Raw genomic sequence first — 26,287 nt, forward strand, 5'->3', positions numbered from 1 at the left:
GGAAGCCAGGGCCTGGAGGTCTCCGTCCAGGGTCTGGGCTGCATGGGAATGTCAGAGTTCTACGGCGCTGGCGACGACGCCGAGTCGGTCGCCACCATCCACCGGGCGCTCGACCTCGGGGTGACGCTGCTGGACACGGCGGACATGTACGGCCCGTACCGCAACGAGGAACTCGTGGGACGGGCGATCATCGGCCGCCGGGACGAGGTGGTGCTGGCCACCAAGTTCGGCATCATCCGTGACCCCGCCGACCCGACGGCGCGGGGGATCGACGGCCGTCCGGAGTACGTACGCTCGGCCTGCGACGCCCCCCTGCGTCGCCTCGGCGTCGACCACATCGACCTGTACTACCAGCACCGGGTCGACCCGAAGACGCCGATCGAGGATACCGTCGGCGCGATGGCCGAGCTGGTCAGCGCCGGCAAGGTGCGGTACCTCGGGCTCTCGGAGGCGGCACCGGCCACCATCCGTCGTGCCCACGCCGTCGCCCCGATCACGGCCCTGCAGACCGAGTACTCGATCTGGTCCCGCGAGCCGGAGGCCGAGATCCTGCCGACCCTGCGGGAACTCGGCATCGGGTTCATCTCCTACAGCCCGCTCGGGCGTGGCTTCCTGACCGGCACCTTCCGCTCGGCCGCGGACTTCGCCGCCGCCGACTTCCGCCAGCACCTGCCGCGGATGCACGGCGACAATTTCGACGCCAACCTCGCCGTGCTCGCCGAGATCGAGAAGCTTGCCGCGGAGAAGAACGTGACCCCCGCGCAGCTCGCGCTGGCATGGGTGCACCACCAGGGCGACGACGTCGTGCCGATCCCTGGCACGAAGCGGCGCGGCTACCTGAAGGACAACGTCGCAGCCACCAGCATCACGTTGACGGCCGCCGAGGCGGAGCGATTGGGCGCGGCGGGGGCGGACGTGGCGGGCACCCGCTACCCCGACATGTCATCCGTCAACGGATAGCGAGGCCCGGTCGAGTCCGCCGCGGCGGCGGGTTCCGCGTCGCCCGATTCCCCGATGGTGGCGGTGGAGTCGTGAGAACGGGAGTCGGGAGAGGAGCCGCGACGCGTGAGGTCGGCGACGAGCAGCAGACGCGGTAACCCACCCCACGCACGGTGAGAATGTGGGTGGGCGCGGACGGGTCGGCCTCCACCTTGCGCCGTAGCCGGCGCACGTGGACGTCCAGCATTCTGGTGCCGCCGAAGTGGCCGTACCCCCAGACGCGTTCCAGGAGCTGCTTGCGGGAGACGACCCGGCCACCCGCGACAGCCAGCTCACACAGCAGAAGGAACTCGGTCCGGGTGAGGTGCTGGTCCTCGCCGCGCCGGCTGACCACGCCCTCGGCCGGCCGGATCTGTAGCTCGCCGACGCTGAGCGCGCTGGCCGTCGACTGTCCCGGGCGGGCACGGCGCAGCAGCGCCCGGATCCGCGCCAGCACCTCGGCGGTGACGGGGGGAGCAGTGACACAGTCATCGGCCCCGGCCTCCAGTCCCGCGACGATCCCGGCGGGATCCGACCGCCCGGCAACCATGATGAGGGGAAGATCCCCGGCGGCGCGCAGACGGCGGCAGAACTCCAGCCCGTCGATGGCCGGGGCGCCCGCTTGCGCGTCGACCGGTTTGACCGATTTGATCTGTTTGATCGGTTCAATCAAGGCTGGGACGGTGTCCGGGCAGCCGTCCGGCGGCGGAGAGGCAGGGTCCGTGGTCGAACCCGTCCGCCGGGCCGGGACCGGGGGCAGGGCCGGGGGCAGGCGGGCCAGGAGCAGATGGACCTGGGCGGGTCGGGCGACCAGGTCGGCGAGCGCCGCCTCGCCGCTGCCGGCCATCTCGACGGCGTACCCCTCGCCGAGCAGGGCAGGGACGAGGTCTCGGTGCATGGCGGCCTCGTCGCCCACGAGCAGAAGTGTCGTCCGCACCAGAGACATTTTCCCGGATTCGCGACGGTCGGAACCGTGAGGTGGCCCGCCACCTGTCCGCCGCCGACCATCCGCCGCCCTCTGACCTTGCTGCCCTCTGACCTTGCTGCCCTCTGACCTTGCCGCACTCCGAGCTGGCCGCACTCCGAGCTGGCCGGACCCGGCGATCTCAGGCGTCGCCGGTGGGACCGTCCTCCAGGTCGCCCTCGGTGCGCAGGTACAGCTCCTGCAGCGCGTCGAGAGTCGCGGCCTCCGGATGCTCCCACAGGCCGCGCGCCGCGGCCTCCAGCAGCCGTTCGGTGATGCCATGCAGCGCCCAGGGGTTGGACTCGGCGAAGAACTTCTGGTTCTCCGGGTCCAGCGCGTAGGTTGCGGCGAGCCGTTCGTACATCCAGTCCGCGACCACGCCGGCGGTGGCGTCGTAGCCGAACAGGTAGTCGACGGTGGCGGCCATCTCGAACGCCCCCTTGTAGCCGTGCCGGCGCATCGCCGCGAGCCACCGCGGGTTCACCACCCGGGCGCGGAAGACCCGGGAGGTCTCCTCGGACAGCGTCCGGGTGCGGACCGCCTCCGGCCGGGTGCTGTCGCCGATGTAGGCAGCCGGCGCCCGGCCGGTCAGCGCGCGTACGGTCGCGACCATGCCGCCGTGGTACTGGAAGTAGTCGTCGGAGTCGGCGATGTCGTGCTCGCGGGTATCGACGTTCTTCGCGGCAATGGCGATTCGCCGATAGGCCGATTCCATGTCCTCCCGGGCGGGGATGCCGTCGACCCCGCGGCCGTAGGCATAGCCGCCCCACGTCGCGTACACCTCGGCGAGGTCGGCGTCATCGCGCCAGTTACGGCTGTCGATCAGAGGCAGCAGCCCGGCACCGTACGCCCCCGGCCGGGAGCCGAAGATGCGCAGGGTGGCCCGCCGTTCGTCGCCGTGCCCGGCGAGGTCCGCACGGGCGTGGGCGCGCACGAAGTTGTCCTCGTCGGCCTCGTCGAGGCCGACGGCGAGCCGGACCGCGTCGTCGAGCATCACCACCACGTGCGGGAACGCGTCCCGGAAGAAGCCGCTGATGCGCACGGTGACGTCGATGCGGGGCCGGCCGAGCTCGGCGAGGTCGATCGGTTCGAGCCCGCTGACCCGCCGCGACGCCTCGTCCCAGGTCGGGCGGATGCCGAGCAGGGCGAGCACCTCGGCCACGTCGTCGCCGGAGGTGCGCATCGCGCTGGTTCCCCAGGCGGACAGGCCCACCGACTCGGGCCAGGTGCCGGTGTCGGCCCGGTACCGCTCGAGCAGGGAGGTCGCCATTGCCTGGCCCGTCTCCCAGGCGAGCCGGCTGGGGATGGCCTTCGGGTCGACCGAGTAGAAGTTCCGCCCGGTGGGCAGCACGTTGACCAGGCCCCGCAGCGGCGAGCCGCTGGGACCGGCCGGGACGTAGCCGCCGTCGAGGGCGTGCAGCACGGCGGTGACCTCGTCGGTGGTCCGGGCGAGCCGCGGCACGATCTCCGTGGCCGCGAACCGCAGCACGGCCGCCACCGTCTCCCGGACCGGGTCGGTCTCCGCGTCCGCGTCCGTGCCTGCCGGGCCGTGGACTTTCCTTGCCTTTCCAGAGGCTTTTGTGTCCGGTTTATCCCTCTGGATAGGCAAAGGGGGCAAGGGGGTGGTCGCTGGCGAGGGAGGGGGGGCGAGGACGGTCGTCACCACGTCGGATGCGGCCGACGGGTCCCAGGCGCGTTCCTCCATCGCCGTTACCAGGGCGAGCGCCGTCGCTTCGGCGGCGTCGACCGCGCCGCGGGCCGCCCGGTCGTCCTCGACGAGCCCGAGGGCCTCCCGCAGCCCCGGCAGGGTGACGCGCCCCCCCCACATCTGCCGGGCCCGCAGCATCGCGAGCACCAGGTTGATCCGCGCCCCGCCGGTCGGCGCTTCGCCGAGCACGTGCAGGCCGTCGCGGATCTGCGCGTCCTTCACCTCGCACAGCCACCCGTCGACGTGCAGCAGGAAGTCGTCGAACTCGGCGTCGTGCGGCCGGTCGGCCAGTCCCAGGTCGTGATCGAGCCGGGCGGCCTGGATCAGCGTCCAGATCTGCGCCCGGATGGCCGGCAGCTTCGCCGGATCCATGGCGGCGATGGTGGCGTGCTCGTCGAGCAGCTGTTCCAGGCGGGCCAGGTCGCCGTAGCTCTCCGCGCGGGCCATCGGCGGAACCAGGTGATCGACCAGGGTCGCGTGCGCCCGACGCTTCGCCTGCGTGCCCTCGCCTGGGTCGTTGACGAGGAACGGGTAGATCAACGGCAGGTTGCCGATCGCCGCGTCGGTCGGACAGGACGCGGACATGCCCACGGTCTTGCCGGGCAGCCACTCCAGTGTCCCGTGCTTGCCCAGATGGACGACGGCGTGCGCGCCGAAGCCGCCGGGGCCGCCGGAATCGCTGGAGCCGTCGGCGAGCCACCAATAGGCGGCGAGGTAGTGGTGGCTCGGCGGCAGGTCGGGGTCGTGGTAGATAGCGACGGGGTTCTCCCCGAAGCCGCGTGGCGGCTGGACCAGCAGCACGATGTTGCCGGCCTGCAGCGCGGCGAGCACGATCTCCCCGTCCGGATTCGCGGACCGGTCGACGTACAGCTCGCCGGGCGCGGGCCCCCAATGCCGTTCGACGCTCTCCCGCAGGTCGGCGGGCAGGGTGTCGAACCACGCCCGGTACCGCGCCGCGCTGATCCGGACCGGGTTGCCGGCGAGCTGCTCCTCGGTCAGCCAGGCCGGATCCTGCCCGCCCGCGGCGATGATCGCGTGGATCAGGGCGTCACCGTCCTCGGCCGCGACCCCCGGCAGCGCGTCCGGGCCGTCGTCGGGCCCGATGTCGTATCCGGCCGCGCGCATCGCCCGCAGCAGGCGCACGGCGCTCGCCGGGGTGTCGAGGCCCACCGCGTTGCCGATCCGGGAGTGCTTCGTCGGGTAGGCCGAGAGCATGAGCGCCACTCGGCGTTCGGCCGGTGGGACGCGCCGCAGCCGGCCGTGCGCGACGGCGATGCCGGCCACCCGGCCGGCGCGTTCGGTGTCGGCGACGTAGCTTGTCAGCCCGTCCGCGTCGATCTCCTTGAAGGAGAACGGCACGGTGATCAGGCGCCCGTCGAACTCGGGGATCGCCACCTGTGTCGCCGCGTCCAGCGGGGACAGCCCGTCGTCCGACTCCGCCCAGGTCGCCCGGCCGCTGGTCAGGCACAGTCCCTGCAGGATCGGGATGTCCAGCGCGGCCAGCGCGCCGACGTCCCACGCCTCGTCGTCGCCTCCGGCGGAGGAGTGCGCCGGCTGGCTGCCGCCCGCGGCGAGCACGGTGACGATCAGCGCGTCCGCCCGCCCGAGGGTGGCGAGCAGCTCGGGTTCGGCGGCGCGCAGCGACGCGCAGTACACCGGCAGCGGATCCCCGCCGGCCCGCTCGACCGCGGCACAGAGCGCGTCGACGAACGCGATGTTCCCGGCGACGTGGTGCGCGCGGTAGTACAGGACACCGATGACCGGCCGCACCGCGACCGGCCGCACCGCGTTCCCCGCGAGGACGTCCGGGACGTCCCGGGTGGCTGAGGCGTCCGGGGTGGCTGAGGCGTCCGCGGCCCGGTCGAGCACCCCCCAGGCCGGGATGGTCACCGGCGGGGCGAATCCGGTACCGGACAGCAGCAGGGTGTCAGCGAGGAATCGGTGCAGCTCGCCGAGGTTGGCCGGACCGCCCTGGGCGAGGTAGGCGTGTGCCTCGGCGCAGATGCCGCCGGGCACGGTGGAGACGGCCATGAGCTCCGCGTCCGGGGTCCGTTCGCCACCGAGCACGACCACCGGGCGCGGGTCGGCGAGCAGCGTGTCGAGCCCCTCCTCCCAGGTCCGCCGGCCGCCGAGGATACGCACCACGACCACATCGGCACCGCTGGTCAGCGCCGGGAGATCGGCGACGGAGAGCCGGGCCGGGTTGGCGAGGCGGTAGCGGGCTCCGCTCGCCCGAGCGGAGAGCAGGTCGGTGTCGGAGGTCGACAGCAGCAGGACGACCGCGTCGACCTCCGTCTCCCCGGCTCCCGGCGTCTCCCCGGCTCCCGATGTCTCCCCGGCTTCGCGGGTGACCGTGGCCAACGGGTCGTCGGAAGGGTCGTTGGACGGATCGGTGGGAGGAGTCTGCACAGGCGACATGGTGATGCCTTTCCCGGGGGTCCATGCCCCGCGTCGGTGGCCGTGCCTGGGGCGCACTCCCCGGTGACGGTGGCGGGACCGCACCGGATCCGCACCGGATCCGCACCGGGCTTCCTCGCCGTTCGCCGCTCGTGGCCCCGTCACGATCGCAGAGAGGCGGGAGGTGTTGTCAAGCACTCGGCTGTCGTCGTGACAAAGAAACGATCAACCGGCATCGCCCGAGTCCGGCACGTATGCTCCGCCGGTGCCCACCAGTCCGCGGGAGCGTGTCCGCGACGCCTGCCCCGGTGTGCTGACGACGCATCCGGCCGCAGACGGCGCGCTCGCGCGGCTGCGGCTGCCCGGCGGCCGGCTGACCGCCGCCGCGGCGAAGACCCTCGCCGGCTGCGCGCGGGAGTTCGCCGATGGCCACCTTGAGCTCACCTCCCGGGCTAACGTGCAGCTACGCGGCCTGGCTAACGGCTTGGCCGACGGTACGGCCGAGGAGCTCGCCGCCCGGGTGAGCGCGGTCGGCCTGCTGCCCTCGACGACGCACGAGCGGGTCCGCAACATCGTGGGCTCGCCGCTGTCCGGACGTGGCGAGGCCGGGTGCCGGGACATCGCGCCGGTCGTCGCCGAACTGGACCGCCGGCTGTGCGCGGATCCGGCCCTCGCCGCGCTGCCCGGCCGGGTGCTGTTCGCCGTCGACGACGGCAGCGGGGACCTGGCCGGGCTGCCCGCGGACCTCGCGCTGCGCGCCCTGCCCTCCGGGGAGATGCTGCTGGCCGTCGCGGGCGCGACCCGCGCGCTGCGGTTGCCCGTCCACGTCGCCGTACCCGCGCTCCTCGCCGCGGCGCGGGCCTTCATCGAGGCCCGCGCGGCGGTGGGCACCGCCGCGACGGCCTGGCGGATCGCCGAGTTGCCGGGTGGACCGGGTGGACAGGACGACTTGCTCGCGGCTGCCGAGGCCGGCGCCGTTGGGATCGTCCAGGCTGCTGGAATTGCTCAGGCCGCTGGGAGCGCCACCGTTGGGAGCGCCACCGTTCGGGCCGGCGCGTGGCCCGGTCCGCATCCGCAGCGTGATGGCCGCCGGGCGTTGACCGTGCTCGTCCCCCTGGGGCGGCTGAGCGCCGACCAGCTCGACCTGCTCGCCGCCGCCGCGGCAGCCGGTGTCGGTGGCGGAGCGGGCGGTGCCGGCGGTGGTGAGGGTGTCGGCGGAGCGGGTGGCGCCGAAGACGGCGTCCTGGTTGTGACTCCGTGGCGGTCCGTCGTGCTCCGCGATCTCGACCCGGCCGAGGCTACCCGGTGGTCGAGGGCGGCGGCGGACGCGGGCCTGGTTGTCGATCCGGCATCATCCTGGGTCGGCGTGACGAGCTGTGCCGGTCGGCCGGGATGCGCCCGGGCGCTGGCGGATGTCCGCCGCGACGCGGCGGTGTCCGTGCGGATCCGAGCTGGCGACCCGTCGACGCCGACGCACCTGGCCGGGAGGCCGCGAGCCCTCCGGCCCGTCCCGGTTGGCCCGGCCCTCGCGCCGGTGCACTGGTCGGGCTGCGAGCGGCGCTGCGGGCAACCGGGAGGACAGGTGGTGGAGGTTGTGGCGACCGGGCCCGGCTACCGGGTCCGTCGGACGGGCCTCGGGGCCGCCGCCGCCTCCGTCGGAGCGGACGGCGGCGAGGCGACGGTCGTGTCGTCGAGCCCCGGCGACGGCCACCGTGACCTGGCCGCGGCCGTCAGGTCGGCGAGGAGTCTGGCATGAACGGCGTATCAGACATGAGCGGTATGCAACGTTACGACTACGTCCGTGACGGCGCGGAGATCTACCGCCGGTCGTTCGCGACGATCCGGGCCGAGGCGCGTCTCGACCGGCTGCCCGGTGACGTCGCCCGGGTTGCGGTCCGCATGATCCACTCTTGTGGAATGGTGGATCTCGTTGACGATTTCGCTTTCACCCCCGGCGTGGTCGCGGCGGCGCGCGCGGCGTTGCTGGACGGCGCCCCGGTGCTCTGCGACGCGCAGATGGTGGCGGCCGGCGTGACCCGCCGTCGGTTGCCCGCCGCGAACGAGATTCTCTGCCTGCTCGGTGATCCCCGGGTGCCGCAGCTCGCCGAGCGGCTGGGCACCACCCGTAGCGCCGCGGCGGTGGATCTGTGGGCGGATCGGCTCGCCGGCTCCGTGGTGGCGGTCGGGAACGCTCCGACAGCGCTGTTCCGCCTGCTGGAACTCGTCGCGGCCGGAGCTGGGCGACCGGCGGCGGTGGTCGGCGTGCCCGTCGGGTTCATCGGCGCCGCGGAGTCCAAGCAGGCCCTCGTGGATGATCCGGCCCGGTTGGAGCATCTCGTCGTGCACGGTCGGCGGGGCGGCAGCGCGATGGCGGTCGCCGCGGTCAACGCGATCGCGAGCGAGGAGGATTAATGGTGCCGTTGAAGGGCCGGCTGTGGGGAGTCGGGGTTGGACCGGGGGATCCCGAGCTCGTCACCCTCAAGGCGGCCCGCCTGATCCGTGACGCCGACGTGATCGCCTACCACAGCGCCCGGCACGGCCGCAGCATCGCCCGGTCGGTCGCCGCGAGCCAGTTGCGCGGTGACCAGATCGAGGAGGCGCTGGTCTACCCGGTCACCACCGAGACGATCTCCCACCCCGGCGGCTACCGTGGCGCGATCGACGAGTTCTACGAGGACTGCGCCAAGCGGCTGGCCGTCCACCTCGACGCCGGCCGGGACGTCGTGGTCCTCAGCGAGGGTGACCCGTTCTTCTACGGCTCGTTCATCCACCTGCACCGGCGCCTCGCCGACCGGTACCCGACCGAGGTCGTGCCGGGGGTGACGTCCCTGTCGGCGGGGTGCGCGGTGCTCGGCCGGCCGCTGGTCGAGGGCAACGAGGTCCTCACCGTGCTGCCGGGCACGCTGCCGCCGGCGGCCCTCGCCGAGCGTATCGCCGGCACGGACACCGCGGTCGTGCTCAAGATGGGGCGGACCTTCCCGGGGGTCCGGGACGCCTTCACCGCCGCGGGACGCCTCGCGGACACCTGGTACGTGGAACGGGCCACCACCTCCGGCCAGCGCATCGCCCCGCTCGGTGCGGTAGACCCGGCCACGGTGCCGTACTTCTCGCTCGCGGTACTGCCGAGCCCGGTCCGGGGGGCGGACGATCCGGCGCCGCTGCGCGCGTCGCAGGCGGACTGGGTACTGACGGCGCCCACCGTTGGTACGGCTGGCACCGTCGGTACCGACGGCACGCCCGGCGCGGGGGAGGTCGTCGTGGTGGGCCTCGGACCGGGCGCCGCGGGCTGGTTGACGCCGCAGGCCGCCGAGGCGCTGGCCGCCGCCGACGACCTCATCGGCTACGGCCCCTACCTCGACCGGGTGCCGGTCGATCCACGCCAGCGCCGGCACGCCTCGGGGAACACTGTCGAGGCCGAGCGCGCCGAGCTCGCCCTCGAACTGGCGGCCGGCGGCGTGAACGTCGCCGTGGTCTCCTCCGGTGATCCCGGGGTCTTCGCGATGGCCACGGCCGTCGTCGAGGCCGCGGCGGCGGAGCGGTTCGCGGACGTCGAGGTGCGGGTTGTGCCCGGGCTGACCGCCGCACAGGCGGTGGCGAGCCGGGTCGGGGCGCCACTCGGTCACGACTTCTGCGTGCTGTCGCTGTCCGACCGACTCAAGCCGTGGGAGGTCATCGAGCGGCGGCTGCGGGCGGCAGCCGCGGGCGACTTCGTCCTGGCGCTGTACAACCCGGCTTCCCGCACCCGTCGCCATCAGCTGGAGCGGGCCCACGAGGTGCTGCTCGAACACCGCCCCCCGGGCACGGTGGTGGTCATCGGCCGGGATGTCGGCGGTCCTGCCGAGAGCATCACCGTGACGAGCCTCGGCGCGTTCGACCCGGCCGAGGTCGACATGCGCTGCCTGCTGCTCATCGGCTCGTCGACGACCCGGGTGGTGCACCGCGGCCCCGGCCGGGACCTCGTGTTCACCCCACGTCGTTACCCGGTCACCTAGCCCCGGTCATCTAGGCCCTGGTGGTGCGACCCAGGCCACGGCGGCGTCGACATCGTCGACCGCGGTCACCCCGGGTGGCAGCGGCGGGCGGTCGACCATGACGACCGGCAGACCGAGGTCCCGGGCTGCGGCGAGCTTCGCGGCGGTCATCGTCCCGCCGCTGTTCTTGGTCACGAGGACGTCGACGCGGTGCCGGCGCAGCAGGGCGGTCTCCCCGGCGACGTCGAACGGCCCACGATCGAGGATGACGGTCAGCCGTGGCGGTACCGGGCCGGTCGGCGGTTCGACCGATCGGGCCAGGAACCAGGGCCGGTGCAGGCCGGCGAACAGGGCGAGGTCGGTTCGCCCGGTGGTCAGGAACACCCGTGGGGCCGGATCGGAATGCGGGCGCGGCCCGGGTGGGACGAACCGGTCGAGCAGAGCGACCGCGTCGGCCAGCGACGGGACCCGGCGCCAGTCGTCGCCGGGCTGCTCGCGCCAGCTCGGCCGGCGCAGGACGAGCAGCGGAACGCCGGTGGCGTGCGCGGCCTGTGCGGCATGCGTGGTCATCGTCGCGGCGAACGGGTGGGTCGCGTCGACCACCGCATCGATCCGTTCGGCCCGCAGGTAGTCGGCCAGGCCCGCCGCCCCGCCGAAGCCGCCGATCCGGATCCGGCAGGACGGTGGCAGCGCAGGCTCGCGGACCCGACCGGCCAACGAGTAGACGATCTCGATGCGCTCCGTGCCGGCGGGATCCGGGGAGCCGAGCGTGGTCGCCAGGCGGCGCGCCTCCCCGGTTCCGCCGAGCAGCAGCACACGGCATGCCCCGGTCACCGAGCCTCGGGGGCGCCCGGTCACCGAGCCCGGGGGAGGGGATCCGGGCCACGCGGCGCGGCGTTTGCCTGGGAAACCGGGGAGGCCGGGGGAACGGACGACACGCATCCGTCCGGTCCGAAGCGTTCCCGGGAGTACAGGTAGCTGTCCCGGAAACCCTCCGCGGCCAGGGCGCGACCCACGATGATCACGGCCGTCCTGGTGAGCCCCGCGGCCCGCGCCCGACCGGCGATGTCGGCGAGCGTGCCGCGCAGCACGATCTCGTCGGCCCGGCTGGCCCAGGCGACGACGGCTGCCGGGCAGTCCGTACCGTAGTTCGGCACGAGCTCGGCGACGAGCGTCTCGATACGGTGCACGGCCAGGTGCAGCACGAGGGTCGCCCCCGACCGGCCGAGGGCGGCGAGGTCCTCGCCGGGCGGCATGGGACTGGACAGCACGGCCGTGCGGGTCAGCACCACGCTCTGGGCGACGCCGGGAACCGTCAGCTCCCGGCGCAGCGACGCCGCCGCCGCGGCGAAGGCAGGGACACCCGGCGTCACGTCGTAGGCGATCCCGGCCGCGTCGAGCCGGCGCATCTGCTCGGCGACGGCGCTGTAGAGCGACGGGTCGCCGGAGTGCAGGCGGGCGACGTCGTGACCGGCGGCGTCGGCCGCGACCAGCTCCGCGACGATGTCGTCCAACGGCATCCGGGCGGTGTCGACGAGACGGGCCCCGGGCGGGCAGTGCGCCAGCAGCTCGACGGGGACGAGACTGCCGGCGTACAGGCAGACCGGGCAGGACGCGATCAGGTTCCGGCCGCGGACGGTGATGAGGTCGGCGGCGCCCGGTCCGGCCCCGATGAAGTGCACGGTCACGCCGGCCCCCGCCGGTTGTCCCCGGGCAGCTGGACGTCCCCGGGCGGCTGTACGTTCCCGGGCAGCTCGGCGGCGGGGGCGGCGGACGCTCGGCGCATGCTGCTGGGCACAACCGGGCACGCTAGCAGGACGCCGTCGGCGGCGAGCCCCCTCGGGGACGCTCCGGCACGGGCGTCGCCGGGCGTCGCGATCCGGCTCTCGCGCACCGACGGGAAGCCGGACACCGCCCTCCGGAACGTCAGAGAGACCGCGGCCGCCGCGCCGCCACCCCCTCACCGGTTGCGGCGCGGGCCGTGGCCGCGGGCCGTGACCTGCGCCGCGTCCTCGTCCCTGCCAGCGGACGCCGGCTCGGTCCGTACCGGGTCACCCGGCGACGGGTCGGGCCGCGACGGGTCGGTCGGCGTGCCGTCCTCGTCGGAGCCGGCCCGCGCGACGGTGGCCGGGGTGCCGGTGCACAGCGGCGGTAGGGTGGTCGACCCCCGAACCGTCGCGGGCCGGAAGATCCGTCGTTTCCGCCACACGAACAGTCCGGCCGCGACGGCTAGGACGCCGCGGCCGTTGATCGCGTAGAGCGCGATCCCGCCTTCGTACTGCAGGATCGCGGCCACCAGCGCCAGCAGGCCCAGGAGAGCCGCTGGATGGCGACATCCGCGCAGCGCGTACTCCAGCCGGGCGAGGACGAATCCTCCCAGAGCCGCGAGGGTCACCATCCACGGCGGACCGCCGATGGGCAGCAGCTCGCCGAGCTGGGTGGGCAGGCGGTCGAACGCGTTGGTGATCCCGTAGGTGGCGGACAGGCGCGTCTTGAGGGAACGCGACTCCAGGTCGGAATTCAGTTTGTCGGGATTGAGAAAACGCGGGACGGCGATGTTGACGTCGTTCCACAGGGTTACCGGGCCGATGGGCGGAGAACCGTCGCGGAGCCGTCGCAGGATTATCGACGGGTAGGAGTTCCCGTCCAGGCGGACCCCGAGGTCTCCCACTTCGCCCGGGTTTATCCCGCGTTCCGGATGGGTCAGACCGGCGGCCAGGGCCTGCAGGCGCTGCTTGGGACCCACGCTGTACCCGAATACCTGCCGGCCCGCGTCCGCGCGTGCCCCGTAGATGACGACGTAGGCCAGAACCACGAGCGCGACGACCGAGACGAGCTGCCGTCGGCGTATGGGAATCCCGACGATGGACAGTAGGTAGATCACCGCGCCCGCCGCTATCGCCACCGGCAGCCGCTGCCCCGCCAGTGTGTGCAACGTGCACTGGACGCCGAGTACCGGGAGGAATCCGCGGCCCTTCGTCCGCACGAGCACGGCGAAGCTTCCCAGGGCGAGGCCGACGACCAGGAACTGCGTCGCGAAGCCGCTGACGAGGTAGGGACTGCCGGTGACCGTCGAGGGGTCCGCGTCGCCGGACGAGGTGTTCCTGCCGACCGCTGTCACGGCCACCGCAGCCAGGGCCAGCGGAGTCAGGACCCGCCAGTCGAAGAAGTCCAAGACTTCCTCCCGGCGGAAACCGGTGGACGGCGGCGTGCGCTGGGTCGCGAAGCGATAACCGGAAGCGAACGCGAGCAGGGAGAACCCGACCAGAACGGTGTAGGCCGCGACGTCGGACTCCGTGGTCAACAGCCGGTTGTCACTGTAGGACGGCACCAGGACCTGCAGGACCTCCGTCACCCCGTGGTAGGCGATGGCGGCACCGACGAACATCAGCCCGAGACTGGACACGGCGTGCCGGCCCCGACCGCGAACCACCACGACCAAGGCGAGCCCCTGCAGCAGCAGGCCCAGCGCTAGCGTGGCCGACACGCCGCACCTCCGCCCGTCGTGCCGGGTACTCTCCGGGGAGCCCCGGTCCGAATGGTGACCGGCCCGGGCGACCCGAACCGCGCCATCCTTCCCGCATGGTGAACAGGCTTGATAAATCCGTTTACAGACGATCTCTGAACGGCCGCCGTTGCACGTCTGCTTCCGGTGTTAGGCTGAAGACCGTCGACCGGACAGCTCCGCGTGCTGCCCATGAACATCTCCGGACCGATCTCTACCGGGCCGCAGCCCAGATCTTCGTCGACCTCGTGGAGTACACCGACTTCCCACGGGCCTGAGCCGGGCCGGTGGTGGACGGGCCGGGTCACGACGCCGCGGGTGGGGGGCCTCGCGGTTGGCTCCCCGCAGCGCCAGCGTCATGATCCTGCGCTCCGGGGGTTGCTCCGGAATGGCCGCGGCGGTGTCGGTTGTTCGGCCGGGACCTTCGAATCTGTCGGGACGTTCGAAGGGGATGGGCTCGCGCACCGGCATCGCCGCGTCCCCCCGGACGACGACGAGCCCGTCCAGTACCTCCTCCAGCAGCGGCGCCGCCGTCGCGTCGACCGCGGCCGCACCGGTGATGACCGCGCAGAGGATCCATCGCGGCCCCTCGATGCCGAAGATGCGGGCGGGCAGGCGGCCGACGGCCGTGTCGAGCGGCATGCGCAGCTCGGGGCCGTAGGGCCCGTCCTCGTCGTTCCATTCCGTGTCCTCCGGTGCCGAGAGCACCAGGTCCTCGCGGATCGACGCCCACAGGCCGCCGCTGCGCGGGGCGGCGAGGACGGACAGCTCCAGGACGGATGTCCCGTCCATCGCGGCCAGGGTGGGCATCGGCCCAGAGGCCGAGACCCGGATCCGGGTGCCGTTCACCCGCGGCACCACGAGAGCTCCGAAATCCGCCCGCGCCCGGCCGTCATCGGGCGCGTCCGCCGCGTCGAACGGACCCCGGCCCACCCGGGCGCCCCCGCTCGTCGTGGCGCCGGCTCCCGCAGCGCCGGCTTCCGTAGCGCCGGTTCCCGTTTCGCCGGGCTTCCTCGCGCCACCGTCGCCCGTACCGGGCCCGGTGTCGGCCCCGGTACTGGCCTCGGTGTCGGCATGGTCGTCCGGCTCCGGCTGCGCCGACTTTCGGCGCCGACGGTGGATGAGTCGCCCTCCTGGCATCCTGACCACCTCCCAGACAGAAGCCTGGCGTGACTGATGGATTACTTAAGGTAGGCGCGCCGGTGGTGGGGCCGGGAGATTCCCCGGGCGGCTGGCCGGGCCGCAACGTCCTCGGATCGGCCCTGATGGAGGCACGCGACAGGTCGCGGGCGGTGTACGGCCCCCGCGATGTGCCCGAGTAAATCGCGCAACGGGATGGCCGGGCGCTGAGTTGTCCGGGACCATCGGACAGGTGTCAGTTCCACATCAGAAGGCGTCGCTGCCTAAGTCCTGGATGGTCTCCGAGTCACTGAGCGGAGGAATGAAGCTCCCTTTCGTTGTCGGCCTGGACGACTCGGACACGCCCTACGACGTCGTCGACGCACTCGCCCTGGCTCCTTTCACAACCGGTGAGCAGCCCTGGGCCCGCAGTGCCCGGGTTGACCGGCTCCGGCCGGGAGCCACGCTGCTACCGTCAGGGGCGAGGGTCCTGCGCGCGGTTGTCGAGGAGTCCCGCGATTCACGTCTCGCGGTCGGCGAGGGCTGGACGGTGCGAGCCGTGCGCTGGCGCGGCGGGGGTGGTGAGGTGACCGTCACCGCGGTGAGTGAACAGCTCGCCCGGGTGGTGATCGAGGACGTGCTCCGCTCGTCCGTCGCCGAGAGCGGTGCGGACAACGCCGTCAACATGGGTTTCTGGTATCTGTCCAGTCAGCGTGGTCCGATCCGGACCAGCCGCCGGACGGCCACCACGACGTGGGCTTCGATCCGCGCCAACTACGCCTCGGCCGCCGTGGGCCCGCTCGACCGGCTCATGGCGGTTCGCCGGGACAACGTGGTCGGCCGCCTGATCCTCCTGCATGGTCCGGCGGGAACCGGGAAGACAACCGTGCTGCGGGCCCTGGCGAACGAATGGCGATCCTGGTGCCAGGTCGACTGCGTCCTGGATCCCGAGGCGCTGTTCGCCGATCCCGCCTACCTGATGGAGGTCGCGATCGGCTTCGACGACGACGGGGACGCGGAGGGGGAGAGCGCCGACGGCGGGGGTACCGACGGCGGGGGTACCGACGGCGGGATCGCGTGGGCCGGGGATGCGGACAGCGGCGATGCCAGGTCCGGGGATGCCAGGTCCGGCGATGCCGGGTCGGGGGATGCCAGGTCCGGGGATGCGGACAGTCGTGGTGCCCAGGCCGCGGCGACCGACCGCATGGGCGGGCCACCCACCCACCGGTGGCGGCTGCTGGTGATCGAGGACTGCGACGACCTGATCCGAGGGGACGGCCGGGGTGCGGCCGGGCAGCAGCTCTCCCGACTGCTGAACCTCACCGATGGTCTGGTCGGGCAGGGCCGCGAGGTGCTGGTCGCCCTGACCACGAACGAGGATCTGCTGCGCATGCATCCCGCCGTTGTCCGTCCCGGTCGCTGCCTCGCCCAGATCGAGGTGGGAGCCCTGCCGCACACCGAGGCGGTGTCCTGGCTGGGCTCCGCGGAGGGGGTCCGGTCGAGCATGACGCTGGCAGAGCTGTTCGCCCTGCGGGACGGCCGCGGCCTGCCGCGGCCCACCACCCCGGACGCCCGCCACGGCATGTACCTGTGACGGCTGCGCGCCGTACTCCCGATTCGGGCCCACCTGGCCGGGAGCAGGCCGGGCCGGCGGCCGAGGGGCGGGGCGCGCCGGATCACGGCGAGAAGTCCCGGTCGGACGTCACCGGTCAGGCATCGCTAAAGTTAGCCACCGGGGAGCAGCCGGTGTATTTCGGATCGCCGGATCCTGGTCTCGGTCCCGGTGGTGGGTGAATGTCGGTGAAGGGGTGAAGGTCCGGCAATGGCGATGGGGATCGGCCGCCTGCCCGATGGTCCCCGCCGCCGTCTGCCTTGACGACGAGGTTAGCGGTCGTTAACTTGGAAACGTTGTTTCGGGGCCCGACGTCCACCCGTGGGGGGTGACTGTGAGCGCAGCACGCGCCGGAACCATCGCCGGTCGGCGGTCCGACGAGGTCCGACGGTCCTCGGCCACGCCGGTCCTGACCAGTCGGGTCGATGCCGCGGGTGAACAGGGACGGCGCAATGCCGAGGGGCATTGGCACGCCGTGACCGATCTCCAGGAGCGGTTGGCGGTGGCGGCGGTCGGCGGGTCGGAGCAGGCGCGGTCCCGCCACGTGGCTCGCGGCAAACTCCTGCCCCGCGACCGGGTCGACGCGCTGCTCGACCGGGGGAGCCCCTTTCTGGAGCTTTCCCCGCTAGCCGCGAACGGCTTTTACGAGGATCCGGTTCCTGGGGCGGGAATCATCACCGGTATTGGCCGGATCTCGGGTCGGGAATGCGTGGTGGTCGCCAACGACGCCACGGTCAAGGGTGGCACCTACTATCCGTTGACCGTGAAGAAGCATCTGCGTGCCCAGGAGGTGGCGCTGCAGAACCGGCTGCCCTGTGTTTATCTGGTCGACTCCGGGGGGCGTTTCTTCCGCTGCAGGACCAGGTCTTCCCGGACCGGGAGCATTTCGGGCGGATCTTCTTCAACCAGGCCCGAATGTCCTCGCTGGGAATCTCCCAGATCGCGGCGGTGCTCGGTTCGTGCACGGCGGGCGGCGCGTACGTTCCCGCGATGGCCGACGAGGCGGTGATAGTCAGGAATCAGGGGACGATCTTCCTCGGTGGTCCGCCGCTCGTGAAGGCCGCGACCGGCGAGGTGGTGTCGGCCGAGGATCTCGGCGGCTGGCTGCTGCACTCCCGCACCTCCGGGGTGACCGACCACCTGGCCGAGGACGACGCCCAGGCGCTACGGATCGTGCGCTCCATCGTCGCGGGCCTCGCGCCGCGCGGTCCGCGGCCGTGGGAGCTGGAGCCGACCGAGGCACCGGCGGTCGACCCGGCCGGGCTGTACGCCGCGGTACCGACGGACGGGCGCACCCCCTATGATGTGCGGGAGGTGATCGCGCGCATCGTCGACGGCAGCCGTTTCGCGGAGTTCAAGAAGGAGTACGGAACGACGCTGGTCACCGGGACCGCCCGCCTCCATGGCCATCCCGTGGGAATCGTCGCGAACAACGGGGTGCTCTTCGGCGAGTCGGCGCTGAAGGGCACCCATTTCATCGAACTCTGCGATCAGCGCGGTATCCCGTTGGTGTTCCTGCAGAACATCACCGGTTTCATGGTGGGTCGGGAGTACGAGGCCGGCGGCATCGCGAAGCATGGCGCGAAGATGGTCAACGCGGTCGCCTGTGCCCGGGTGCCGAAGTTCACCGTGGTGATCGGCGGTTCGTTCGGCGCGGGTAATTACTCGATGTGCGGTCGGGCATTCTCGCCCCGTTTTCTGTGGATGTGGCCGAATGCCTGCGTCTCGGTGATGGGCGGGGAGCAGGCGGCGGCGGTGCTGGCGACCGTGCGCCGGGACCAGATGGAAGCCGCGGGGGTCGCCTGGAGCGAGGCCGACGAGGCCGCCTTCCGGGCGCCGATCTTGAATCGGTACGCGGAGCAGGGCAGCCCGTACTATTCGACCGCTCGGCTGTGGGACGACGGTGTCATCGATCCGGCCGACACCCGTATGGTGCTGGGCCTGGGCCTGTCGGTGGCGGCGAACGCTCCGCTGGAACCGGTGGGCTACGGCGTCTTCCGGATGTGAGGGGGACATCCTGACGTGCGGAAACATCCGATGTGAGGAAACCAATCGTGAGGATCAAGGGTGTCCACGGCTGATCTGTCCGCCACGAATCACGCAGGCGGCGGCACCGGTCACGGTCCGGATGGCCATTTCACGCCGGCCCGGTCGGCGGGCGTCGTGCCGCCGAGGGCGCCGGGAGCGTCGGGCTTGACGTTTTCGTCGGTGCTCGTCGCGAACCGGGGTGAAATCGCCGTCCGGGTGATCCGCACACTGCGCGATCTCGGTATCCGGTCCATCGCCGTCTACTCAGACCCCGACGCTGGGGCGCGGCACGTCCGGGAGGCGGATGTCGCGGTGCGGCTGGGCCCGGCGCCCGCGAAGGAGAGCTACCTCAGCATCGAGGCCGTGCTGGAGGCGGCGAGGGTGTCCGGGGCGGAGGCCGTCCATCCCGGTTACGGCTTCCTCGCCGAGAACGCGGCCTTCGTACAGGCCTGTGAGACGGCCGGAGTGCTCTTCATCGGACCGTCGCTCGCCGCGGTGCAGGTGATGGGCAACAAGATCACCGCGCGGCGGACGGTGGCCGAGGCGGGGGTGCCGGTCGTGCCGGGCCGGTCGGCGCCGGGCATGAGCGATGCCGCGATCGCCGAGGGCGCCGGTCAGATCGGCTATCCGGTGCTGCTCAAACCCTCGGCGGGGGGTGGTGGCAAGGGGATGCGCATCGTCCGCGAGCCCGCCCGGCTGCCGGAGGCGATCGCGTCGGCCCGCCGGGAGGCCGCCGCCGGCTTCGGGGATGACACCCTGTACGTGGAGCGGTTCATCACCCGCCCCCGCCACATCGAGGTCCAGATCCTCGCCGACGAGCACGGCAGCGTGCTCCACCTGGGTGAGCGGGAGTGCAGCCTGCAACGGCGCCACCAGAAGATTGTTGAAGAGGCGCCGGCGCCGGCGCTCGACGCGCGGACCAGGGAGCGGCTCGGGGCGGCGGCGGTCGCTGTCGCCAGCGCCGTCGGCTACGTCGGAGCGGGCACGGTCGAGTTCATCCTGTCCGCCGACGCGCCGGACGAGTTCTACTTCATGGAGATGAACACCCGGCTCCAGGTCGAGCATCCGGTCACCGAGCTGGTGACGGGGGTGGACCTGGTCGCCGAGCAGATCCGGATCGCGGCCGGGGAGCCGTTGCGCTTCGGTCAGGCCGACATCCGCCTGACCGGGCACGCGGTGGAGGCGCGGATCTACGCCGAGGACCCCGGGCGGGGATTCCTGCCGACCGGCGGTCGGGTACTGGCTTTCCGGGAACCGGCCGGGCCGGCCATCCGCGTCGACGCCGGCATCGGGGCCGGGGACATCGTGAGCACCACGTACGATCCTATTCTGGCCAAGGTGATCGCCTGGGGTGCGGACCGCGCCGCCGCGATCGCCCGTCTCGACACCGCGCTCGCCGGCACGGTCCTGCTCGGAGTGACGACCAACATCGGCTTCCTGCGCTCGCTGCTCGCCCATCCGGACGTCGTCGCCGGGCGGCTCGACACCGGTCTCGTCGAACGTGATCTCGCCGCCCTCACCCCGGGAGACCTGCCCGGCGAGGCGCTCCTCGGCTACGCCCTGGCCAGGCTGCTGGCATTGCAACCGACCGGTCCGGTGGTCGACCCGTGGGACATCCCCTCCGGCTGGCGGCCCGGTGAGCCCGCATGGCTGACCTGGGACGTCGCCCTGCCCGGTGGGGCAGTACCGTCCGGCAGCCCCGACGGCGCCGGATCTGGCGGCAGCGCGTCACCCGAGATCGGGGCTGGGGCTGGGGCTGAGGGCGGGGCCGGGAACGGTCATGGGGATGGGAACGGCGACGGGGGCGGGAACGGCGACGGGGATGGGGCGGAGCCGGGAGGCGGGGAGCGGGCGGTGCGGACGGTGTCGACGTTGCGGGTCGCGGCGCGCGGCACCCCCGATGCGGCCCGGGTCCGGATCGCCGACGGGCCGCCGGTCGCCGCATCGGTCAGTCAGCTCGGCGACGAGCTGCTCGTCACGATCGGTGCGGTCACCACCCGGTGGGCCTACGCGTGGGAGCCCGCCGACGGGATCCTCTGGCTTGGCCGCGACGGTGGGGCGTGGGGCCTGGCCGAGGTGATCCCGGTGGCGGGCACCGGGGCCGGGCCAGTGCTCGGCGGGCAGGCGCGTAGCCCCATGCCGGGCACGGTGACCGCGGTGTTGGTCGAACCGGGGATGACCGTGGCGGATGGGCAGTCGCTGGTCGTCGTCGAGGCCATGAAGATGGAGCACACCGTCTCGGCGGCGGGCGCCGGGATCGTCAAGGAAGTACTCGTCCGGCCCGGCGACCTCGTCGCCCTGGACCAGCTGCTGGTGGTGATGTCCGTGGCGGGCCCGGCCGGCCCCGGATCCGCATCAGCCGCCCCGGCGGCCCGGCGAAATGTGGAGGGTTGAGCACGATTTGACGCCGACGGCCGCCCTGGGCCGCGGTCGTCGGCGTCAATGCGGGGGCCTGGAACGTCAATCCTTCTCTCAGCGCTCGGTCAGCCGCCGCAGGAGCGTCTTCCGGGCGTCGGCCTCGGCCAGGTTGGACAGGTCGACGTGGGCCGAGGAGGCCTGATCGAATGCGGCCGGCACGGCACAGGCCTCGACCAGGACGGTGACGAGTCTGCACGCGGGCCCGGTCGGGTCATCCGCGTCCAGGGCCGCCCGCCACTCCCACCACTCCCGCTGCTCATGGACCGAGGAGAGATAGGCGGGGGAGAGCAGAACGAGTGTCCGGTGGGCGTGCCGGGCGCCATCACGCATCGTGATCCTTGGCGGCCCGTCCGTTCCGTCACCCGCCTGGAACAGTAGGTGGCAACCGGCCTCCTCCAGCTGCCAGGCGATCCAGTCGGCCCAGGCCTCGTCGGGCTGGGCGTACGAGATGAAGAAGTCGTACCGCCCGGACGGCCCCGGCCATTGTGGCGTGGATTGCCCGGGCCGTTGTGGCGTGGACGGCCGCACGACCGCGGGCTTCTGGTCTGCCGCCTCAGGGGGGACGGCCGCGGTTGCCGCGGTCTCCGCCGGGCGCCGCTCGTCCGGGTTGTGCCAGTCCCCGCGCGGCCGGTCCGGATGCCGGCTACCCGGGTGATGCCGGCCGTCGGGGTGATGCCGGCCGAGGAACACCGCGGCGCTGTTCGCCGCGAGCCGCAGGAACCATCCCTGGTCCTCCGGCCGGGTGGATGCCCGTCCGAGGCAGGTCAGGGCGACGGCCAGCAGGGACAGCGGGATCTGGTCGCGCCACAGGTCGACCAGACCGGCCCGGCGTGCCCAGTCCTCCGCCGCCGATCGGACCCGGTCGATGAGCAGGAACAGCCACCGCGGCACGAGGTCTCCGTCCTGCTCCGGGTCGAGCAGCAGATCGATGACGGCGGTGCGTTGCGCCGCGGACAGCTCCGACAGTGTCCGGGCGAGGATGTGCAGGACCAGATGGACGGGATCCCGGGTGAGCACGGCGTCGGCCGCGTACCGCGACAGGTCGATCAGCTGGTACGTCGTGTCGATGTTGCGCAGTGAGGACGGGATCAGGATGTTCTCGATGTGCAGGTCGCCGTGGGCCTTCCCGACGAAGGCCGGGATGCGAATACCGTCCGTGCGCGATGGGTCCAGGACCAGCGCGAACGGGTTCGGCAGAGGGTGGTCCTCGCCTTCGGCGTCGATGGTGGGGCCGGGGTACGCTGCGGCGATGCGCCGCAGGCGGCTGTCCGGGGCGAGCCGCTCGGCGAGCTGACGGGCAAGGATGGTCGGCACGTCCAGTGACGGCAGAAGGGCAGGCCCCACCCACTCATCGAAGATCGACCCGACCAGCCCCCCGCAGACGTCGGCGAGGACCGCGGCGTCGGCCAGGGCCCGTCCGAACATCAGGCGTGGTTCAGCCGGTCCGGCCGGTCCTGACAGACCGGCCGGACCGCTGCCGGAGTCTCCCTGGCGCCCGGCCCGCCGCGGGTGGACGACAGCCTCCAGCAGGGCGCGCAGCGTGACCAGCTCCCGAAGGCTGCCACCCGCGACCTGTTGGAAGACGAACCATCGTCCATCGCCGACCGCGACCGGCTGATGGACGGGCGTGGCGAGGTGGCGCTCGGCGAACCTGGGGGCGTCGGCGATCGCCCGCCAGTGGCGCGCGAATTCGCCGGGTTGGGGCCCCGCGTCGCTGGCCGGGGCGACGTCCAGCTTCATCACGAACTGGCGCGCACCATGGCGCGGATGCTTTTCGAGGACCACCCCGACCATCGCCGACGACCGGCCGCCGGTAAGCCAACGGACCAGGCGGTAGGTGGTCTCGGTCTGGGAGCACCATTGCCGCAGCGCGGTCACGGCGGGATCGTCGAGGGCGTTCACCAGTGGCTCGTCCAACCAGAGCGGCTCGTTCAACCAGTCAGAAGACAACCATGACTCCTGGGAACGCAGGGCGCGGGCGACAGACGCGTTCCGGTCGGGTGAGCCGCCGCCGGGATGCCGCCGGTCGGGGCGCGCTGCGCCGGACCGCCGGTCGGGTTCCGGATTACCGGCGTTCGGTGTCGGTGGGCTGATGACCGGCTAAGGATACCGTTCGACGATATGGCCCAAACTGCCGCCTCCGGGTGTTCCCGGGTGATCCTCACGGCACGGCACGGTTGTCATCCCGCGATCTGGGATCGCCCCGGGGCGGTCGTCGTCCGCGTGGCCCATATCCCTACCCGCGCTCGCTGCCGCGTCCGGTGAAAGCCGCGTACGACGTTGTACGGATTTGCTGGTCAGGGTCTTTCCGGTTGGTCCGGCACGCGGTTATCTGGGAGCTGCTGAAGGGTCGCGGGCGTCGCCCGCCCATGGTCTGCACCCCCGCCGCCGCGGGTGGTGGCTGGTTGATGACCGCGGCCCCTCGGCTCACCGCCGGAGCGGACCTGCCATCGGGGGGAGGCCCGCTCCAGCGGCCGTCGATCCGTACGGCCTTGTACGGTGATCCGGAAGTTCCTTTTCCTGGTACTTTCCCGGCCGGCCTCCGCCGTGCCGCCCGCCGTTCCGTTCGTCGTCGGCGGGCTTTCCGTCCCCGGTTCGGGTTTCGGGACCGTGGCGCTTCTCGCGGTCACCGGTGTTCTGCTGTCGATGTACGGCGGTTCCCTCGCCCGGTCTCGCCGGCCTCGACGCCGGGGGCTGGCTGGTGGGGCTCGGCCCGCGGGCGGCGGCCCTGCGACGCGGTGCACCGGCGGGAAACGCCCCCCGGCGACGGGTCACGAGGACGGGTCACGAGGACGGGTCACGATGGGTCACGACGATGGGTCACGCTTCGACTGGTCGAGGAGATCGTGAAGGTGCACCGTGATGTCGTGGGTGGGCCCCTACCGGCGCAGGCTGCGCCGGTAGGCGTCCTGGACCCGCGGGGTCATCTGGTCCGGCCGGCCGAGGTTGGTCTGGGCCTCGGCGAGCAGACCCACCGCGGCGAGGGCACGGGGATGATCCGGTCCGAGCACTCGCAGGCAGGCCTCGGTGAGCTCGGTCGCCGCCTTCTCCGCGCGCTCGGTGTCCCCGCGGTCGTGGTACAGCCGGGCCAGGTGGTAACAGGTCACCAGCGTGGCGGGATGCTCCGGGCCGAGCACCTCGGCCCGATCGTCCCGCACCGAGCGCAGCAGCTCCTCGGCCGCCGTCCACGCCCCCTGCTCGACCAGCAGGTCCCCGACGTTGTTCCGGCTCGTCAAGGTGTCCCGGTGCCGCGGCCCGAGGACCCGTTCACGGGTGGTGAGCGTGTGGGTGAGTCACCGCAGCGCCTCGCCGTGCCGACCCGATTCGCGCAGCGTCCGGCCGAGGTAGTGCTGGGTCGTCAGCGTGTCGGGATGCTCGGGGCCGAGGATGCGCAACCGGTCGTCGAGCACCATGCGAAGGCCGCTCTCGGCGTCCTCGCGCCGGCCCTGGGCGGCGCGGACCCGGTGCAGGTCGTGCGCGACGGACAGGACATCAGCATGATCGGGTCCGAACAGGTGGGCGCCGGTCTCCCAGACGGAGCTGTACGCCGCGTCCGCCTCGGCGAGCCGGCCGGTCGCGCGCAGGTAGCGGGCGGCGAGGGTCGCCGGGGTGAGCAGCTGCGGAGGCAGTTGTGCCTCGGTAAGGTCGTCGAGGCCCCACCGCCGCCGGGCGCGGAGCAGCTCCAGCCCGGCCGTGGCATGACCGGCGAGCATCGCCCACCGGTCCCACGTCGCCGGATCCCGCGGATCGAGCGCGCGGGTCGCCCGCGTGAGCAGGGCGGTGAGCGCGTCGAGGTAGTCGGCGATGCGGCCGGAGGTGTGCGCGGCCTGGCCGAAGCTGTCGCGCACCAGGGGGTGGAGGACCAGCTGATGCGCGACCCGGGGATCCGGGCGGGAAGCCGCGGACCGGGCGGTGGCGGGGTCGCCGGGAGTCGTGTGTTCGATCAGCCCCTGGCCGGCCAGGGCGCGGATCAGCTCCCACCGCTCGGTCGCCCGCAGGCCGGGGAACAGCGGCGACGCGGCGAGGACGGCCGCGGACAGGAGCAGGCCGAACGGGATCGGGTCCCCGCCGAAACAGGCGAGCAGGGTCAGCAGCGCCCGGGCCTGCTCCAGGCCCCGCGCGGCGAGGAGATCCAGCGACAGTTCCCAGGTCGGCCCGATGAGCTCGCGTTCCCGGCGACGACCAGCGCCGCCGGGACCGCCGAAGCCGCGCAGCAGGGCCTGGTGCCCGCCCGTCTGGAGCGCGTGTTCATAGTCGGCGTAGGTCCGCGGGACCGCCGGTCCACCGAGTCCGGCCGGCATTCGCCGCGCCTCGGCGAGGTACTGGCCCGCCAGGGCGAGTGCCAGGGGCAGCCCGCCGAGCCGGCGGCCGAGGCTCTCGGCCGCGGCGAGCGGACCCGGCTCGGCCCCGGTCAGGTCGCGCAGCGCCAGCCCGGCGTCCGCCGCGTTCAGGGGGCCGAGCGGGTGCAGGCGCAGCCAGGACCGGGCGGTCCCGCCGACGGGCGACGGGCCCTCCCAGTCCAGCCGGCTGCGCGTCGTCACCACGACCATTCCGTGGGGGTGGGTGACCGGCCGCAGCCATCCGGTGCCGTCGAGCACGTCGCCGCCGGGTGGGGCCAGGTCGCCGGCCGGATCGTCGGCGTTGTCGAGGATCAGCAGCCACAGCCGTCCGCTGTCCGCCAGCAGCCGCCAGACCAGGTCGGACAGGCTGCCCGTGCACAGCTGGTGGCGGGGCGCGCCGAGCTCCACGGCCAGCGCGGTCATGCCGGCGCGCACCGCGCCGGGCCCCGTGGCGCTGATCCACCAGGTCCGCACCCGTCGTTCGAGCGCGGTGCGGGCGAGCGCGAGGGCGACCGTGCTCTTGCCCACGCCGCCGAGCCCGTGCAGCACGTGGACCCGTGCCCCGTCGGCGTCGGGCCGAACGCCCTTTGGTCCAGGGGCATCCGAGCCAGGGGCATCCGAGCCAGGGGCATCCGAGCCAGGGATGTCCGGTGCGGGGACGTCCGGTCGAGGGACGTCAGGCCGGGGGAGGACCGGCCCGTTACCGGCGTCGGATCCGGTGACCGCGTGCCTGCGTCCGGCGGGGAGCTGCCCGGCCAGCAGGTCGAGCAGGCCGTCTCGACCGCGGATCGCGGGCAGGTGGGTGAGCCGCTGGACCGGCGGCCTGATCGTGACCGCCGTCGACGGGTCCTGTCCGGTGCCGATCCGGTCCCCGGTGCCGATCCGGTCGCCGCCAGGGTCCGCGCGACCGTGAGCTCCGCGCCGGACCCGACGCCACGTCTCGACCCAGTGGCGGATCTCGTCGGGGTCGTCCACCCGGCAGGCCCGCAGCATGTTCTCGACGAGGTTCGCCGACCTGAGGCCGGGGAGATGGGAGCCACCGAAGTAACCGCCGACCGTGCTGGCCGGCACGTTGACGGCGCGCGCCACCTCCCGCACGCTCAACCCCGCGCGCTCGCGCACGATGGTCAGTGCACGGCCGAAATCCGCGTTGGTGGTGATGGCGTCCAGGTCGACCTCGTCGTACACGTGCGTCCCTTGAGCAGCGGCGAGCGGCAGCGATGAGCAGGACGGAACGTCATCCCGTG

Annotated in this window: 16 protein-coding genes and 1 pseudogene; 7 read left to right on the forward strand and 10 right to left on the reverse strand. The window is 72.8% G+C overall.

What is annotated here, in order from left to right; all coding sequences use genetic code 11:
• On the forward strand, positions 1-960 hold a 960-nt coding region (locus AC08OQ_RS02085), incomplete at its 5' end, for an aldo/keto reductase (RefSeq protein ID WP_476601439.1).
• Here AC08OQ_RS02085 and AC08OQ_RS02090 read toward each other — a convergent pair.
• Together AC08OQ_RS02090 and cobN are read right to left on the reverse strand one after the other, a co-directional pair.
• Entirely contained in the window at positions 950-1,924 is a 975-nt protein-coding gene (locus AC08OQ_RS02090; protein WP_476601440.1) for a winged helix-turn-helix domain-containing protein, read from the reverse strand. The genes AC08OQ_RS02085 and AC08OQ_RS02090 overlap by 11 nt on opposite strands.
• Positions 1,925-2,084: 160 nt before the next feature.
• On the reverse strand, positions 2,085-6,068 hold the full coding sequence (gene cobN / locus AC08OQ_RS02095) for a cobaltochelatase subunit CobN (protein ID WP_476601441.1): 3,984 nt from the start codon (positions 6,066-6,068) through the stop codon (positions 2,085-2,087).
• 244 nt (positions 6,069-6,312) lie between these two features.
• Between cobN and AC08OQ_RS02100 the strand changes: the two genes are divergently transcribed.
• From AC08OQ_RS02100 to AC08OQ_RS02110, 3 genes are read left to right on the forward strand one after another with little or no spacing between them, the layout of a single operon-like run.
• Positions 6,313-7,803 (forward strand): nitrite reductase, encoded by a 1,491-nt coding sequence (locus AC08OQ_RS02100; protein WP_476601442.1) that lies wholly within the window; start codon positions 6,313-6,315, stop codon positions 7,801-7,803.
• Entirely contained in the window at positions 7,800-8,459 is a 660-nt protein-coding gene (locus AC08OQ_RS02105) for a precorrin-8X methylmutase (RefSeq protein ID WP_476604448.1), read from the forward strand. The genes AC08OQ_RS02100 and AC08OQ_RS02105 overlap by 4 nt, the downstream gene beginning before the upstream one ends.
• A complete protein-coding gene (locus AC08OQ_RS02110) occupies positions 8,459-10,039 on the forward strand; it encodes a precorrin-2 C(20)-methyltransferase (RefSeq protein ID WP_476604447.1) in 1,581 nt (526 codons plus the stop codon). Before AC08OQ_RS02105 ends, AC08OQ_RS02110 begins: the two co-directional genes overlap by 1 nt.
• A gap of 6 nt (positions 10,040-10,045) precedes the next feature.
• On the opposite strand, the gene AC08OQ_RS02115 is transcribed toward AC08OQ_RS02110, so the two are convergent.
• The 5 genes from AC08OQ_RS02115 to AC08OQ_RS02135 all read right to left on the reverse strand — a co-directional run bounded on the left by AC08OQ_RS02115 (position 10,046) and on the right by AC08OQ_RS02135 (position 14,663).
• Positions 10,046-10,852: a cobalt-precorrin-6A reductase gene (locus tag AC08OQ_RS02115; protein WP_476604446.1), complete on the reverse strand. Its 807-nt coding sequence runs from the start codon at positions 10,850-10,852 to the stop codon at positions 10,046-10,048.
• 20 nt (positions 10,853-10,872) lie between these two features.
• Positions 10,873-11,706, reverse strand: a complete 834-nt coding sequence (gene cobM / locus AC08OQ_RS02120) for a precorrin-4 C(11)-methyltransferase (RefSeq protein ID WP_462186556.1) — start codon at positions 11,704-11,706, stop codon at positions 10,873-10,875.
• Entirely contained in the window at positions 11,703-11,930 is a 228-nt protein-coding gene (locus tag AC08OQ_RS02125) for a hypothetical protein (RefSeq protein ID WP_462186555.1), read from the reverse strand. Before AC08OQ_RS02125 ends, cobM begins: the two co-directional genes overlap by 4 nt.
• Positions 11,931-11,978: 48 nt before the next feature.
• Entirely contained in the window at positions 11,979-13,505 is a 1,527-nt protein-coding gene (locus AC08OQ_RS02130) for a hypothetical protein (protein WP_476598803.1), read from the reverse strand.
• 168 nt (positions 13,506-13,673) lie between these two features.
• Positions 13,674-14,663 (reverse strand): DUF3710 domain-containing protein, encoded by a 990-nt coding sequence (locus tag AC08OQ_RS02135; protein WP_476598805.1) that lies wholly within the window; start codon positions 14,661-14,663, stop codon positions 13,674-13,676.
• A gap of 232 nt (positions 14,664-14,895) precedes the next feature.
• Between AC08OQ_RS02135 and AC08OQ_RS02140 the strand changes: the two genes are divergently transcribed.
• The 3 genes and pseudogenes from AC08OQ_RS02140 (at position 14,896) to AC08OQ_RS02150 (ending at position 20,676) form a co-directional block, all read left to right on the forward strand.
• Complete coding sequence (locus AC08OQ_RS02140; protein ID WP_476598807.1) at positions 14,896-16,236, forward strand: DUF5925 domain-containing protein; 1,341 nt, start codon at positions 14,896-14,898, stop codon at positions 16,234-16,236.
• A gap of 376 nt (positions 16,237-16,612) precedes the next feature.
• Positions 16,613-18,261: pseudogene (locus AC08OQ_RS02145) on the forward strand (carboxyl transferase domain-containing protein).
• A gap of 186 nt (positions 18,262-18,447) precedes the next feature.
• Positions 18,448-20,676 carry an acetyl/propionyl/methylcrotonyl-CoA carboxylase subunit alpha gene (locus AC08OQ_RS02150; RefSeq protein ID WP_476598809.1) on the forward strand — a complete coding sequence of 743 codons (2,229 nt, stop codon included), beginning with the start codon at positions 18,448-18,450 and terminating at the stop codon, positions 20,674-20,676.
• A gap of 78 nt (positions 20,677-20,754) precedes the next feature.
• Here the strand turns inward: AC08OQ_RS02150 and AC08OQ_RS02155 are convergent, their stop codons facing one another.
• The 3 genes from AC08OQ_RS02155 to AC08OQ_RS02165 form a co-directional block, all read right to left on the reverse strand.
• Positions 20,755-22,650, reverse strand: a complete 1,896-nt coding sequence (locus tag AC08OQ_RS02155; protein ID WP_476604445.1) for a toll/interleukin-1 receptor domain-containing protein — start codon at positions 22,648-22,650, stop codon at positions 20,755-20,757.
• 929 nt (positions 22,651-23,579) lie between these two features.
• Entirely contained in the window at positions 23,580-23,936 is a 357-nt protein-coding gene (locus AC08OQ_RS02160) for a tetratricopeptide repeat protein (protein ID WP_476598812.1), read from the reverse strand.
• A gap of 57 nt (positions 23,937-23,993) precedes the next feature.
• Positions 23,994-26,228, reverse strand: a complete 2,235-nt coding sequence (locus AC08OQ_RS02165; protein ID WP_476598814.1) for a tetratricopeptide repeat protein — start codon at positions 26,226-26,228, stop codon at positions 23,994-23,996.
• Positions 26,229-26,287 lie beyond the last annotated feature (59 nt).

This window comes from Frankia sp. CcCS3, assembly GCF_977927575.1.